The sequence below is a fragment of the Paenochrobactrum sp. BZR 201-1 genome, from assembly GCF_044987585.2.
Classification (GTDB): domain Bacteria; phylum Pseudomonadota; class Alphaproteobacteria; order Rhizobiales; family Rhizobiaceae; genus Paenochrobactrum; species Paenochrobactrum pullorum.
This window is the reverse complement of the sequence record NZ_JBJDRZ020000007.1, coordinates 1-12,477: the sequence shown is the minus strand read 5'-3', so window position 1 is coordinate 12,477 and position 12,477 is coordinate 1. Positions and strand designations below refer to the sequence as shown.

General features: G+C 46.5%; 17 protein-coding genes and 1 tRNA gene. 9 read left to right on the top strand and 9 right to left on the bottom strand.

The window, feature by feature from the left end:
* Positions 1-5 precede the first annotated feature (5 nt).
* The 4 genes from ACI0FR_RS06165 to ACI0FR_RS06150 all read left to right on the top strand — a co-directional run bounded on the left by ACI0FR_RS06165 (position 6) and on the right by ACI0FR_RS06150 (position 4,408).
* On the top strand, positions 6-968 hold the full coding sequence (locus tag ACI0FR_RS06165; protein ID WP_404906000.1) for a lysylphosphatidylglycerol synthase domain-containing protein: 963 nt from the start codon (positions 6-8) through the stop codon (positions 966-968).
* Between the two features lie 203 nt (positions 969-1,171).
* Positions 1,172-1,732: an alpha/beta hydrolase gene (locus ACI0FR_RS06160; RefSeq protein WP_404906001.1), complete on the top strand. Its 561-nt coding sequence runs from the start codon at positions 1,172-1,174 to the stop codon at positions 1,730-1,732.
* A 257-nt stretch (positions 1,733-1,989) separates the two neighbouring features.
* Positions 1,990-3,639, top strand: coding sequence for an alpha/beta hydrolase (locus ACI0FR_RS06155; RefSeq protein WP_374830598.1), 1,650 nt, complete (start codon positions 1,990-1,992; stop codon positions 3,637-3,639).
* 22 nt (positions 3,640-3,661) lie between these two features.
* Positions 3,662-4,408, top strand: coding sequence for a class I SAM-dependent methyltransferase (locus ACI0FR_RS06150; protein ID WP_374830596.1), 747 nt, complete (start codon positions 3,662-3,664; stop codon positions 4,406-4,408).
* 4 nt (positions 4,409-4,412) lie between these two features.
* Here ACI0FR_RS06150 and ACI0FR_RS06145 read toward each other — a convergent pair whose 3' ends face one another.
* The 3 genes from ACI0FR_RS06145 to ACI0FR_RS06135 form a co-directional block, all read right to left on the bottom strand.
* On the bottom strand, positions 4,413-4,598 hold the full coding sequence (locus tag ACI0FR_RS06145; protein WP_374830594.1) for a hypothetical protein: 186 nt from the start codon (positions 4,596-4,598) through the stop codon (positions 4,413-4,415).
* Positions 4,599-4,784: 186 nt separating this feature from the next.
* Positions 4,785-6,341, bottom strand: coding sequence for a TerC family protein (locus ACI0FR_RS06140; protein ID WP_404906002.1), 1,557 nt, complete (start codon positions 6,339-6,341; stop codon positions 4,785-4,787).
* Positions 6,342-6,801: 460 nt separating this feature from the next.
* The gene (locus ACI0FR_RS06135) at positions 6,802-7,464 is read right to left on the bottom strand and encodes a DedA family protein (RefSeq protein ID WP_404906004.1); all 663 of its coding nucleotides are present in this window, start codon (positions 7,462-7,464) and stop codon (positions 6,802-6,804) included.
* A 498-nt stretch (positions 7,465-7,962) separates the two neighbouring features.
* On the opposite strand from ACI0FR_RS06135, the gene ACI0FR_RS06130 reads away from it, so the two are divergent.
* A tRNA-Lys gene (locus ACI0FR_RS06130) sits at positions 7,963-8,038 on the top strand.
* 194 nt (positions 8,039-8,232) lie between these two features.
* On the opposite strand, the gene ACI0FR_RS06125 is transcribed toward ACI0FR_RS06130, so the two are convergent.
* From ACI0FR_RS06125 to ACI0FR_RS06115, 3 genes are all read right to left on the bottom strand, one after another.
* Positions 8,233-8,466, bottom strand: a complete 234-nt coding sequence (locus ACI0FR_RS06125; protein WP_404906005.1) for a helix-turn-helix domain-containing protein — start codon at positions 8,464-8,466, stop codon at positions 8,233-8,235.
* Between the two features lie 18 nt (positions 8,467-8,484).
* A complete protein-coding gene (ssb, locus tag ACI0FR_RS06120; RefSeq protein ID WP_374830584.1) occupies positions 8,485-8,901 on the bottom strand; it encodes a single-stranded DNA-binding protein in 417 nt (138 codons plus the stop codon).
* An 86-nt stretch (positions 8,902-8,987) separates the two neighbouring features.
* Complete coding sequence (locus ACI0FR_RS06115; RefSeq protein ID WP_374830582.1) at positions 8,988-9,446, bottom strand: hypothetical protein; 459 nt, start codon at positions 9,444-9,446, stop codon at positions 8,988-8,990.
* Positions 9,447-9,751: 305 nt separating this feature from the next.
* Between ACI0FR_RS06115 and ACI0FR_RS06110 the strand changes: the two genes are divergently transcribed.
* The 4 genes from ACI0FR_RS06110 to ACI0FR_RS06095 all read left to right on the top strand — a co-directional run bounded on the left by ACI0FR_RS06110 (position 9,752) and on the right by ACI0FR_RS06095 (position 11,347).
* Positions 9,752-9,904, top strand: a complete 153-nt coding sequence (locus ACI0FR_RS06110) for a helix-turn-helix domain-containing protein (protein WP_374830580.1) — start codon at positions 9,752-9,754, stop codon at positions 9,902-9,904.
* Positions 9,905-10,057: 153 nt separating this feature from the next.
* The gene (locus ACI0FR_RS06105; protein WP_404906020.1) at positions 10,058-10,588 is read left to right on the top strand and encodes a S24 family peptidase; all 531 of its coding nucleotides are present in this window, start codon (positions 10,058-10,060) and stop codon (positions 10,586-10,588) included.
* A gap of 188 nt (positions 10,589-10,776) precedes the next feature.
* Positions 10,777-10,986 carry a cold-shock protein gene (locus ACI0FR_RS06100; protein WP_374830578.1) on the top strand — a complete coding sequence of 70 codons (210 nt, stop codon included), beginning with the start codon at positions 10,777-10,779 and terminating at the stop codon, positions 10,984-10,986.
* Positions 10,987-11,101: 115 nt separating this feature from the next.
* Positions 11,102-11,347, top strand: a complete 246-nt coding sequence (locus tag ACI0FR_RS06095; RefSeq protein ID WP_374830576.1) for a hypothetical protein — start codon at positions 11,102-11,104, stop codon at positions 11,345-11,347.
* Here the strand turns inward: ACI0FR_RS06095 and ACI0FR_RS06090 are convergent.
* The 3 genes from ACI0FR_RS06090 to ACI0FR_RS06080 all read right to left on the bottom strand — a co-directional run.
* The gene (locus ACI0FR_RS06090; RefSeq protein WP_404906006.1) at positions 11,294-11,596 is read right to left on the bottom strand and encodes a hypothetical protein; all 303 of its coding nucleotides are present in this window, start codon (positions 11,594-11,596) and stop codon (positions 11,294-11,296) included. The two genes, ACI0FR_RS06095 and ACI0FR_RS06090, sit on opposite strands and share 54 nt — an antisense overlap.
* 87 nt (positions 11,597-11,683) lie before the next feature.
* The gene (locus tag ACI0FR_RS06085) at positions 11,684-11,944 is read right to left on the bottom strand and encodes a hypothetical protein (protein WP_404906007.1); all 261 of its coding nucleotides are present in this window, start codon (positions 11,942-11,944) and stop codon (positions 11,684-11,686) included.
* Positions 11,941-12,477: lysozyme (locus ACI0FR_RS06080; RefSeq protein WP_404906008.1), on the bottom strand; the 537-nt coding region annotated here is incomplete at its 5' end. The genes ACI0FR_RS06085 and ACI0FR_RS06080, both read right to left, overlap by 4 nt.

Sequence of the window (12,477 nt, the reverse complement as noted above, 5' to 3'; positions counted from 1 at the left end):
AGAGCATGAAATTAAAAGATTATATCTGGCCGGTTATCGGTCTCATTGCTGTCGCTGTGTCTGCATGGCTGCTCTATAAAGAATTACGCAGTATTTCTTTGGATGACGTCATCGACAGTCTTTATGCAATTCGTTTCCATCATTGGATTTTAGCGGCTCTTTCAGCGCTTGTTGCTTATAGTTCGCTGGCCGGTTATGATCGTATCGCGCTTTTGCATCTGCATCGCAAAATTTCGTGGATCTTCATTGCCCTTTGCTCCTTTACCACTTATGCCCTCTCCCATAATATTGGCGCATCGGTAATTTCCGGCGCTGTCGTGCGCTATCGGGCTTATTCCTCACAAGGTCTGCCGGGCAGCGAAATCGCGGTGCTGATTGCGTTTTGCTCTTTCACATTCATTCTCGGTGTCATCATGACATCCAGCATTGTTTTGCTGTTGGAGCCGCATATTCTGCAACGCTTTAGCGAAGATCTGCCACCACATCTGGCCATCGGCATTGCAATTGTAATGTTAGCATTTGTGCTGCTTTATATTTTCGGCAGCTGGTTGCAATTACGTCCGCTACAAATAGGCAAATTCCGCCTTGAATATCCCCGATTGAGCATTGTCGTACAGCAATTGATTGTGGCACCGGTCGAGCTGATCGGCGCGGCCGGCATTATTTATTTTGCCCTGCCAGAAGCCGGCAATCCGGGGTTTCTGATTATACTCGGTATTTTTCTGGTATCTTTCTCGGCAGCCCTTATTTCCCACGCACCGGGTGGCTTGGGTGTGCTGGAACTCGTCTTCATGACCGGCTTGCCGGATATGGATCCTGCCGATGTTTTGGCCGCTTTGATTGTGTTCCGTTTGCTCTATTTGCTGATCCCGTTCGGCCTGTCGCTGATCGTGGTACTGGTCTTTGAAAAATCGCAGTTTTCAAAAAGCTATTATAAAATACATCAGCCCAAAGAACCTGAAAATTGACAAGCCCACTTCTTGTCCAAGCAATTCTGGCGGAATAAACATTTCCAGAAAAAATTCCGCCAGAAAGAATTTAATTTAATCTTTAGCCTGATTATTAGATTAATATTTCTTAATTTGTCGATAAACACCCCTTAAAGTGAAAACTTAATTCAAAGCGCTGATTTTTTATCCGCTTTTTAATTTTTCATCCAAAGGGTTATGACATGTCTGCTACTTTACTTATTCCCGGTTTTAAGGGATCTGAAGCAGGTCACTGGCAACGCCAATGGCTTGAAGATGACGACAATGCCCAAATTGTCGAGCAAGATGATTGGCATTACCCGGTACTTTCCGAATGGTTATACAAGCTGGAAGCCAAACTGGTTGAAAATCCGGGGGCGGTTTTGGTGGCTCATAGTCTGGGTTGCATCCTTGTCAGCCATTTAAGCAGCCGTCCGGCAGCCGCACATGTTGCCGGTGCATTACTGGTCGCACCTGCCGATGCCGAAACGATGACGAAAAAAGATTCCCGCTTTGCAAGTTTCACCCCCTTACCGCGCGAGCAATTAAGCTTCCCCTCCATTGTTGTCGCCAGTCGCAATGATGAATATATGAGCTTCAATAAAGCCAAAGCATTGTCACGTGTTTGGGGAGCCGGCTTTGTTGACCTGGGTTTTTCCGGCCACATCAATCCTGCCAGTGGTTTCAATCATTGGCCGGAAGGTACAATTTTGGCTGCCGGCTTGCAATCACCGCAAGCACAGCTCCATTTAAATGTCGGCTGAATAAATCTAAACCTGTGTCCGATTGATAAAATCATCAGCCGGACACAATCGCTTTATCCGCTCACATAAAGCAAACCCTTTGATAAGCTAACCATTGCAAGTACTGCTTTTTCATGTCAATTCACCCGTGTAATGACAAAACAAGAGTAGCCTGCAGGTCAAAGCCATAATTATCGCTGCTCCTGTTCTTTATTTTATGCATTGCTGCAAGTGTCGTATGTGACACTATAATTGCATAATGCTATAAGGGGTATGCGATGCGCCACGGGCTTTTAAGACTTTGGAACTCGTTCAACGCGATCGGCCTGTTGATAGGCACATTGTTTTTTGCAGCATCGCTGACCCCCAGCCTGCTCCCTAGAACCTACCTTATGCAAGGTCTGCTTTCAGGTGTCACTTTAGCCGCGGGCTATGGCCTTGGTGTCTTTTTTACCGCTCTTTGGAAACGACTGGAACTGCCGCGCTTTCAACCGAAAATACGGCGATTCCTTAAAATATCCGGGAGTGCTTTCTGCATTCCTGTATTGATCATCTTTCTTTGGCGCACCGCTGAATGGCAAAACTCCATCCGCGCATTGATGCAATTGGAGCCAGTAGAAACAGCACATCCTTTTTATGTCGCACTGATTGCATCCATTACTTTTACAGTTCTGATCGGCATTGTACGCCTGTTCAAATGGGTGATGCATTTTTCATCGCGCAATGCACAGCGCTTTGCCCCCAAACCAATGGCCTATCTGCTTGGCAGCATTATTGCGGTCGCCATTTTCTGGAGTGCCGGTGAAGGTATTTTGTTCCGCGGTGCATTGCATATGGCTGATTCCTCTTTCCGTGCACTTGATGAGTTGATGGAGCCAGATACGGCACAACCACTGGATCCCTTAAAAACCGGCAGTAAATCATCACTCATTGCATGGCGCGATCTTGGCCGTCAGGGACGCGAATATATCGCCAATGCCCCGACACAAGAAGACATCAGCGCCTTCCGCAATAAGCCTGCCATGGAACCAATCCGGGTTTATGTCGGCTTGAATGCTGCTGATACAGTGGATGCGCGTGCGAAACTAGCGCTGAAAGAGCTTATCCGCGCTGGTGGTTTTGAACGCTCATCCCTTGTTGTGGTAACCCCTACCGGCACCGGTTGGGTAGACGCAGAAGCAATGAATCCGGCTGAATATCTGCTTGAAGGCGATGTTGCCAGCGTCGCGGTACAATATTCCTATCTTGCCAGTTGGCTGTCTCTGCTATTCGAGCCGGATTATGGCAGCAAAACCGCTCGTGCGCTGTTTCGTGAAGTCTATCGTCATTGGACAAAAATGCCGAAAGATAAACGTCCGAAACTTTATCTATATGGCTTGAGCCTTGGCGCCTTAAGCTCCGAGCGTTCAGCTGAATTATTTGAAGTTATTGGCGACCCTTATCAAGGTTCGCTTTTAGCCGGCCCACCGTTCCCGAGCAGCGTTTGGCACGCCATGACCGAAGCACGCAATCATGACAGCCCATCATGGCTGCCGTTGGTTGGTGATGGTTCTTATGTACGCTTTACTGCACAAAAAGATAACCTCAATAATGCATCTGCACCTTGGGGGCCTATTCGTACGGTCTATTTACAATATGCCAGTGATCCGATTGTCTTTTTTGAATATTCTTCCCTTTATAGCAAACCATCATGGATGGACGACCCTCGTGGCCCCGATGTATCCGCGGAATTCCGTTGGTATCCGGTTGTAACCTTCTTGCAATTGGCACTTGATTTAGCCATGGCCACCACAACGCCTATGGGTTATGGACATGTTTATGCTGGGGAGCACTATATTGACGCATGGCGTGAAGTGCTGGATTTACAAGACTGGAGTTTAGATGATCTTAACCGTCTCAAAGATAAATTCAGAGCCAATCGTGGGTAAATAAAACGTCTGAGTAAAAATTATGAATAATCTTTATGGCCGTTTGGCCTCATGGGTTTATGAAATTGACAAGCCAATCGGCAAATCATTCGGCGATGTTGAATTTTATCGTGATTGTCTGAAAGATATTGATGGCCCTGTGCTTGAACCAGCAACCGGTAATGGCCGCATACTCATTCCCCTTCTTGAAGTCGGCATCGAGGTAGATGGCTATGACCTGTCGCAAGAAATGCTTGATTTATGCGAGCAGGCACTCAAAACCCGCAATCTCAAATCGGATTTAAGCAAGGCTGCTTATGATAGCTATCAGGCAAAACGCCCATATTCAGCAATCATCATTCCGGCTGGCTCTTTTCAGCTCATGACAGATGCGGCAGAAATTGAACGTGCAGTCCAAAATTTTGCCTCATCGCTCAAACCGGGAGGCAAGCTGATTGTCGATATTTATCCGCGTCTTGATGAGGCAGAAAAACCACGTGTGCGCCATTGGCCGGTCGGCGATGATCTTTTGGTTCTGACCGAAATGCCTTATGCGATTGATTATTTCGCTCAGAAAACCGTTTCACAATTGCGCTATGAACATTGGCACAAAGGAGACTTGGTCAAAACAGAGCTGGAACTTTTCAGTCTGCGTTGGTGGGGCGTTTACGAATTTGAGCTTTTGCTAAGACAAGCAGGCTTCAAGCAAATCAAGCGCTCGGCCGATTATCAGTATGGCGTTGAGCCAACAGACGGCTCGTCATGCGTTACTTTTGAAGCAATTATTTAAAAATTCACCATATGCCGCGGTGCTTCCAGCACCAAAGCATATGTTCTTCACTCGGATTTTCGCGACGCTGTTTTCGGCGTTCGATTTCTTCCGCACTGGCTTTGACTTTAACAAAAAAATGCATCACAGCACTGTTTTGCAATGCTTTTATACCCAAAGCCTCTTGAAAAAAATCCGATAAAGAGCGCATGAAACTCCCTCATAAATCCATGATGCTTCATAATTCACTTGCGGAAATTAAAGCTTAAACGGCTCATCACCACAGGTTAACAATTGATTAATCATCATAGTTTTCAAGTTTTTTGTCAATAACCCCACTGATTTTGTCGCCTTAAAATCAGTGGGGTTTTAAATATCCGAAAATTAAATTCTTCGATTATTCATATTCAGACGCAACCGGCGTAATGCGTACCTTGCCGACGTGGCGACCATCCATGCTGACAATTTCAAACTGCAAGTCATCAGCGGTTATCGTTTCACCACCTTGTGGTAAATGCCCCAGATGCCAGATGAGATAACCTGCCAAAGTGGTGTAGCGGTCATCCTCATCCACCAAATCACGACCGACAAGACCACTCAAACGGCGGATGTCACAAAAACCATCAGCCAACCAGCCACTATTATCTTCAAGCCGCACAATTGAACTGACTTCATCCTCATCGGGGAATTCACCTGCGATGGCTTCCAGAATATCTGCAGGTGTTGCCACACCTTCAAATGACCCATGCTCATCCACGATCAAAGCCATCTGCACCGGTGATGTTCGCAACTGTTCCATCACCCGCAAAACATTGGCGTTTTCATGTACAACCAGTGGCTGCTTAATGTGCTTTTCCCAATTGATTGTGTTGTTTTCACTTAAATCAATCAGCAAATCTTTTACCAAGGCCACCCCTTGGAATTCATCAATCTGGCCATGTGCCATAATCACACGCGAGTGATTGAGCTTTTTGATCATACTGTGAATTTTCGTCTCATCCAGATCCAGATCAAGCCATTCAATTTCATTGCGCGGCGACATGATCGAGCGCACAGGTCTCTCGCCAAGATCAAGCACACCACGGATCATTTCTTTTTCTTCCGGACGGAACACATCGCTGCTTGCCGTATGATGGGCAATCACATCGACGGTTTCCGACAAGGCATCACCGCCACGCCCGCCACCCAGCAAACGCAATACCGCACCCGCGGTGCGCTCGCGCAAATCATTGGTGGTCACCAATTTCTCACGGTTGCGGCGCGCCATCTGGTTAGCCGACTCGATAAGAACCGAGAAACCGATCGCCGCATAGAGATAGCCTTTAGGAATATGATAACCAAATCCTTCGATCACCAGGCTGAAACCAATCATCAGCAAGAAGCCGAGACAGAGGATAACCACTGTCGGATGACGGTTGACGAAGTCCATCAGAGGGCGCGACGCAACCATCATCACGCCCATCGCGATAATGACAGCGATAATCATGACCGAGAGATGCTCAACCATACCAACGGCGGTAATCACACTATCCAGCGAGAAAACGGCATCAAGGACGACAATTTGTGCAATCACTTGCCAGAATACCGCATGCCCTATTCGACCGCCATCTTGTTTGTGCCCACCCTCAAGGCGCTCATGCAGCTCCATCGTGCCCTTGGCCAGCAAGAAGACACCACCCAATGCCATAATCAAATCACGACCGGAGAAGAAAAAACCAAGCGCGCTGAACAAAGGCTGTTTCAGCGTCACAATCCAGGAAATTGAAGCAAGTAAAACAAGGCGCATCAATAATGCAAGCGACAAGCCAAGCAAACGGGCGCGATTGCGCTGATGCGGCGGCAATTTATCAGCCAAAATGGCAATAAAGACCAGATTATCAATACCAAGTACTATTTCGAGCAAAATGAGGGTCATAAGACCCAGCCATGCGTTCGGGTCTGCAATCCATTCCATGGCTGTTAAATCCTGCCGTAATGATTACGAGGAAAAATATGTCTCCGGTTTGCATAGACCGGCAGACAAGAAAACCTGCTTGAATAATGCGGATCATGGTTCATCTGCCGTTGACGCAAAATCCACGCATTCAACAGCCTGAACAAGCATAAAAACGCCTGCCCGCTTCCATAGGAATTCAATTTTAAAAGAAAAGAGCGCAGGTTAACATCGAATGCAACCTGCCTACTTCGCGGTAAAGATTCGTCAGAACTATCGTCTGGCATAAAGCGTAGTACACCTTACTAATGAAGGAAAAACAGCATATTTACACGTGTTTTGGTTAAAAACCAAACGCATACGGTTTTTAACCGTTCACTTTTGCCGTATTTCCCGTGGGCTCCGGCACGATTGCCGGAGTTGATATTATGTATAGTGGAGCCTTTACAATCAAGACCCGACGATAAAAAAAGCCTGTAACTTATTCAGAAATGGTCTTTTGAATGCCGCGTTTTCGTACACGTCGTGGCTGATTTTTAAAATATCTCACTGCAAAAATAGAAAATACCGTCGTCACAACGGTAATCACTACAGTCATCAAGACCATCGAATTACCGTTCATATGGGACAAAATCCCTGCACTGCGTGCAGCAAGCCAACCGGGCAAGAACATCGCCGGCGCCCAGACAACGGCCGACAGAATATTAGCCGTCTGGAAGCGTTTTTGATCCATCGACATAATACCTGCCACCAACGGTACAGTACAGCGAACAGGGCCGAAAAAACGACCTAAGAATACGGCCCAGAAACCATAACGGCGAAATAGCAAACGCGCACGCGCGACACCGCTTCGATGTTTGTTCAGCGGCCATTTATGGATAATGCTGCGCCCGACCCACCAGCCGAGAAAATAAGAAATTATATCGCCCAAAACAGCGCCGATAATCGCACCGATAATAACAGGGACCGGATCAATTACGCCGGTGCCGATCAAACCTCCAATCAACAGCATGATTGCTGTTGCGGGGAAAAACATACCAATAATGGCCAGCGATTCACCAAATGCAATAATCCCGACGATAGGCCCCGCCCATTCTTTGTGCGCAGAGATAAAATTTCCCAGATCGCCAATAATGCTTTCCATTAAGCCCTCAATACATACAGCCCAAACTGGTGCTTTGAGTGCATTACCAGACAAATATCACGTTCACCTGACAATCACATAAAACAACCCGTTGTTCGGGCCGAGAATCGTTCATTATTCGCTATATATAAGCACTGGGATTTAAAAGCCTATGCAATTTATATGCAAATCACGTCTAAAATTAATAGCAGACAGTTTTATATGGCACTCTGCACAAAACCTTACAACCAGTTGAAAAAATAAACTTTAAAAAGTTTAAATTTAGTCTGGTCAATTCGCGTTGATTCCGCTTTGAAAATCATTACGAGCCTATCAAAATTACATTTACACGTGCTCTATGCCATGCCGTTTTCTCTTGTTTACAACCTATGGAAAGGGAAAATGCGTAAAAACGTAAAAAATGATCATAAAAATCAAAAAAACAAACACATAGGGTAGACAGGCTTAAAACATCTGTTTATAGAACCGATCACTTCTTGAGGTGATCGCCTCATGAGTGGGTGCGTAGCTCAGTTGGTAGAGCAGCTGACTCTTAATCAGCGGGTCACAGGTTCGATCCCTGTCGCACCCACCAAAACTTCACCAAAGAAATCAAATACATAAGCAATAAAAACAATATGGCAGACTATCGCCATTTTTGGTCTTCTGAAATCAGTAAGCCACTAGTAAGCCACTTTTAAACCACAGGCTGCGATCACTTTTCCAAATAAAAAGCCCCCGAAGCGATAATCACGCGGGGGCTTTGTGCTTTATAGTTCGGTTTTCAGCTTAAATACCGCTCACCGTTGCGGCTGCTGTTGACTGAAATGTACGCTTATTCAGCCACGTTTCTAAATCATCGCGGCGATATAGAATTCGCCTTGCCGATTGTTTAATGTAAATCGGGCCTTCTCCAGTCATCCGATACTTAGCCAGGGTGTTTGGTTTTACTCTTAAAAACTCTGCCGCCTCCGACGAGGTCAATAAGTGCTGCAACCTTTTTCCATTATTGTTCACTTCCACCTTATTCGCCCTCCGCATCTAGAATGGGATTTCATCGTCAAGATCGCGGCTGCTAGAGCCACCAGATTGGTCACCATATGATTGTCTGGACTGCTGGTTGCTTCGTTGCTCCGCACGCCCACGTTCTGCATCGTCATTTGATCCGCGTTCGCCGATCATCTGCAAAACGATCTCGGTTGAGTACTGGTCGTTGCCGTCGCGGTCTTTCCACTTCCGAGTTTGCAACGCGCCTTCCAGATAGACCTGTGTGCCTTTTTTGATGTATTGCTCGGCAACTTTGGCAAGATGCTCGTTGAAGATCACCACTATGTGCCATTCCCTCTTTTCGCGTCGCTCACCGGACTGGCGGTCACGCCAGCTTTCCGATGTGGCAATCCGCATATTGACGATTGGATCGCCGCCGTTTGACCAGCGGATTTCAGGATCTGCGCCCAAATAACCAACCAAAATAACTTTGTTTACACTTCCAGCATGTTCATATTCCTATCGTATAATTTTTATCTTTGGCGCTACTGCACCGGTCAAATGAAATATCCCTCACGCCTCATCATCTCTCTGATCTGGCGGGCTTGCTTTTGGGCGGATGCATCTAGCTTTTGAATGTTGAATAGGCGCTGGATCGGTTCAAGGAACTTTTCAAGCGACTGCCCGAATGTTGTGTCGGCACTCACCGACAGGCGTTCTTCGACGAGTAGGTTTTCCAGCAAATAATAAACGGTCATCATGCACTTGCCGTTATGCTGGTCTGCGAAAACTGGCGTCAGTTTTTTGTAAAGACGATCAAGGCGGCGGCGTATCTGTGCGGCCCGCTTCGGGTCGAGATCGTCTTGCGGCTCTAAGAGTGCCGACCGGCTGGCCGTCACAATAAAATTGTGATCGGCCTTTTCCTGATCGATTTCTTGGAAGTGGCCCATGTTCTTGGTGATGCCATAAATGAGGGCCGTTATAATGCTGGCTTTCACGCGCTGCCGGTCGTTCATTGGCTGCCCTCCGCCTTCGATATAGCATCGCGCATTTGCTTGAGGTGTTTGGCGACGGCCCCCTTTTTGTATGCCGTGTAGTTGAGTGCATCCTCGACGAATGGCAAGGCGGCGTAGACGGCTTCGAGCAGATCCGGTGCTACGGCAATAAGATGCGCGTTCGCTTTTGCTTCTGCTCTGGCATTCTCACCGCTGCGTCGAATTTCAGCGAATGCCTCGGCAAAGATGCCTGTCCTCTCCGATGTGATATCGTTGTCACCTGATCGTTCATCTGTTTTGAATATACAAAGGCTTTTATAGCGAGAATGCGCGAGGCGGTTGGTGACGAATCTGTCAACTCATTTGCAAAAAGATGCGAGATGCCGGAAGCGACTATGCGCGGTTACTTCAACGGCAAGATTCCTAGCGGTGATAAAATACTGATTATTGCAAATGTCGCTCAAGTCAGTATTGAATGACTAGTTTCAGGTTGAGGGCCCAAAAAATATGATGGAGTAGGAGCTTCGGATGTTCTCATCAATTCGAATATTAGTGATCAATTTACACTTGTTCCGCAGCTTGACATTCAAGCTTCTGCTGGAAGCGGCTCGCTCCCATATTCTGAGTAAACTATTGATTTACTTTCCTTTAAGGAGAGTTGGCTTAGAGGCATAAATATAAATCCTCGCTACGCTCGCGTACTCATCGCAAAAGGCGACTCTATGGAGCCAACGATCAGGGATGGTGATGTCTTGTTGGTGGATACATCTATTACGAGCGTATATGACAGCGCCATTTATATTGTTGTTTATAACGGACACACACTTGTGAAGCGCGTAAACATGCTGCGAAATGGGTCGCTTATGATAATTTCCGATAATAATCACCATCCGCCTGAAGATGTGCCTTTAGCTGAAGTGCCTAATTTGCGCCAAGCGCAACCGCCTCACCTACACCACCCACGAACAGATCTGCGCAAAAGCAGATTAAGACAACTCTATTTGGATGAAATAGAAAAGCGCGCGCGATGCAAAGGGCGCGGATGCCACGGGCACATGCGTATGGCAATGGCGTGGCTCATTAAATTGAGTGGTTTTACAACGAGCAAAAAGATGAAGGTGATAAAGAGAGCAATAACAAGCAAGGGTAGAGATTTTATTTAAAGCCAAACCATGGGTTGACTTTATAATTATAGAGCCTACATTATAGATATCGATATTTGCTTGTTTAGCTTTGCTTCTTGCGCATCATTAGCGCCTTTAACGAACCTTCCCTTTCAAAAAATCGCTATCGCACTCACAGTTCATATTGAGCTGGGAGCATCCTATTTATTGCTAAGAGAGGGTTCATTATGACCACTGGCACAGTTAAATGGTTTAATTCAATTAAAGGCTTCGGCTTCATTCAACCTGATAATGGCGGCAATGATGTGTTTGTACATATTTCTGCAGTTGAGCGTGCGAACATGTCCCAACTGAATGAAGGCCAGAAAATCGGATACGACACAGAGCGTGACAACAAGTCAGGCAAAATGTCAGCTTGCAATCTGCAAGCAGCATAATTCGGTATTACTCATTCTTGACCACGGATGTACTGGCACTAATGAGAGAATAATACCAACTGAGGTCAGACAAATTGTCTGGCCTTTTTTATTTCCAATTACATATGGATAATTCATGAAAAATACATTTAGCGCCCTTCGCGAAACTGCAGAAATTGCATTTCAAAAAACGCAATCACATAACCCAATTCAAACTCGTGTCGAAAATGAAATTGATGAAGAGCTTAAATTGAGAGCCGCGAAAACAGCCCGCCTCAAAGCAGCTCGTCTTGCACTACAACCTGTCGAAGTGTTGAGAAAAACTATATCAAAGCGTGTTAAATCCGCCTTTAATAATGAAACTGATTACACCCAGAATTAAAGCACTAATAATCAGCCAGACAACCTTTGCTAATGTTTCACTTACCCCTGATATTTTCTTTTCCAAATCATTGAACCGGTTGTCCATGTGCTTCCATTGCTCGTCCTTACGGGCATCTGCCAATTCAGCTTGTCGCTGCCATTGCTCAAGAGACGTTACGCGTAAGGCCATGGCAGTTATCTGATGCTCGTTCCCGACGACACGAGAACGCAGATCGAAATCATTATCGTTTGGCACCATCACCAACATCCCGCTTTATTTCCATATGCATTGTGACCGGCAATTGATTTGCCAGCCTGTGCGTCATTACTCGCTACAAAGACAGCCGTTTCGGACTTAAGGCTGATCTTCTGCCAGCCCGCGCAATTGCTCGCACTGGTCGCGCAACCCGCCAAGCTCAACACAGAGACGCACAGCATCCATATTGTTGATTGTTTCATTGATACCTGCCCTATTCTGGATTGCCTGATTAATTGCCTCGGCAGCTTTAAGCGCTGCCTGCTGTTTGCCGTCATGAACCCCAAGCGCATAAAAAAAGAGGCCTGAAACTGCCCCTCCTATAATCGCGCCGGTGATGTGTTGAAGTGTGAGCCTCATGCAGATTGTTCCTGCATGCGTTTAATCAGATAATATACACCGATACCAAAAGCCCCAACCATGATAATGGCAAGCGCCCACTGAATTGGTGACGATCTGGCGGACATACCACCAAGCCCTGAAAGCAAGCCACCAGCTGAAGCGATCAACTCTGGCTTAAGCAAGGTGTCTTTCTTCTGTTCAGGGGAAACGTAGTTTGAGGAAACGAAATCACCCTTAACCCAAAGCCCTGCCTCTGCTGCGCGACGGTTAACCAGCCCCTGTACACGTTTACCGCCAGCATTGACCCATTTCATCAGTTCTGCTGGCACAGCACTGTAATCACCGGTGTTCAGTTTTTTGAGCAATGTGGATTTGTGAAGTGCACCGGTGTTGAAGTCGAACGAAACAAGTGCTGCATATTGGTTATCGTTCAGAGGCACTTTAACCAGATCAGATACCCGTTTTTCAAACTTTGCCAGATCAGCACGCAGGATACGATCAGCTTCCTGATCATTGATCTTCATGCCTGCCACCACCTTGGGTGCACCGGC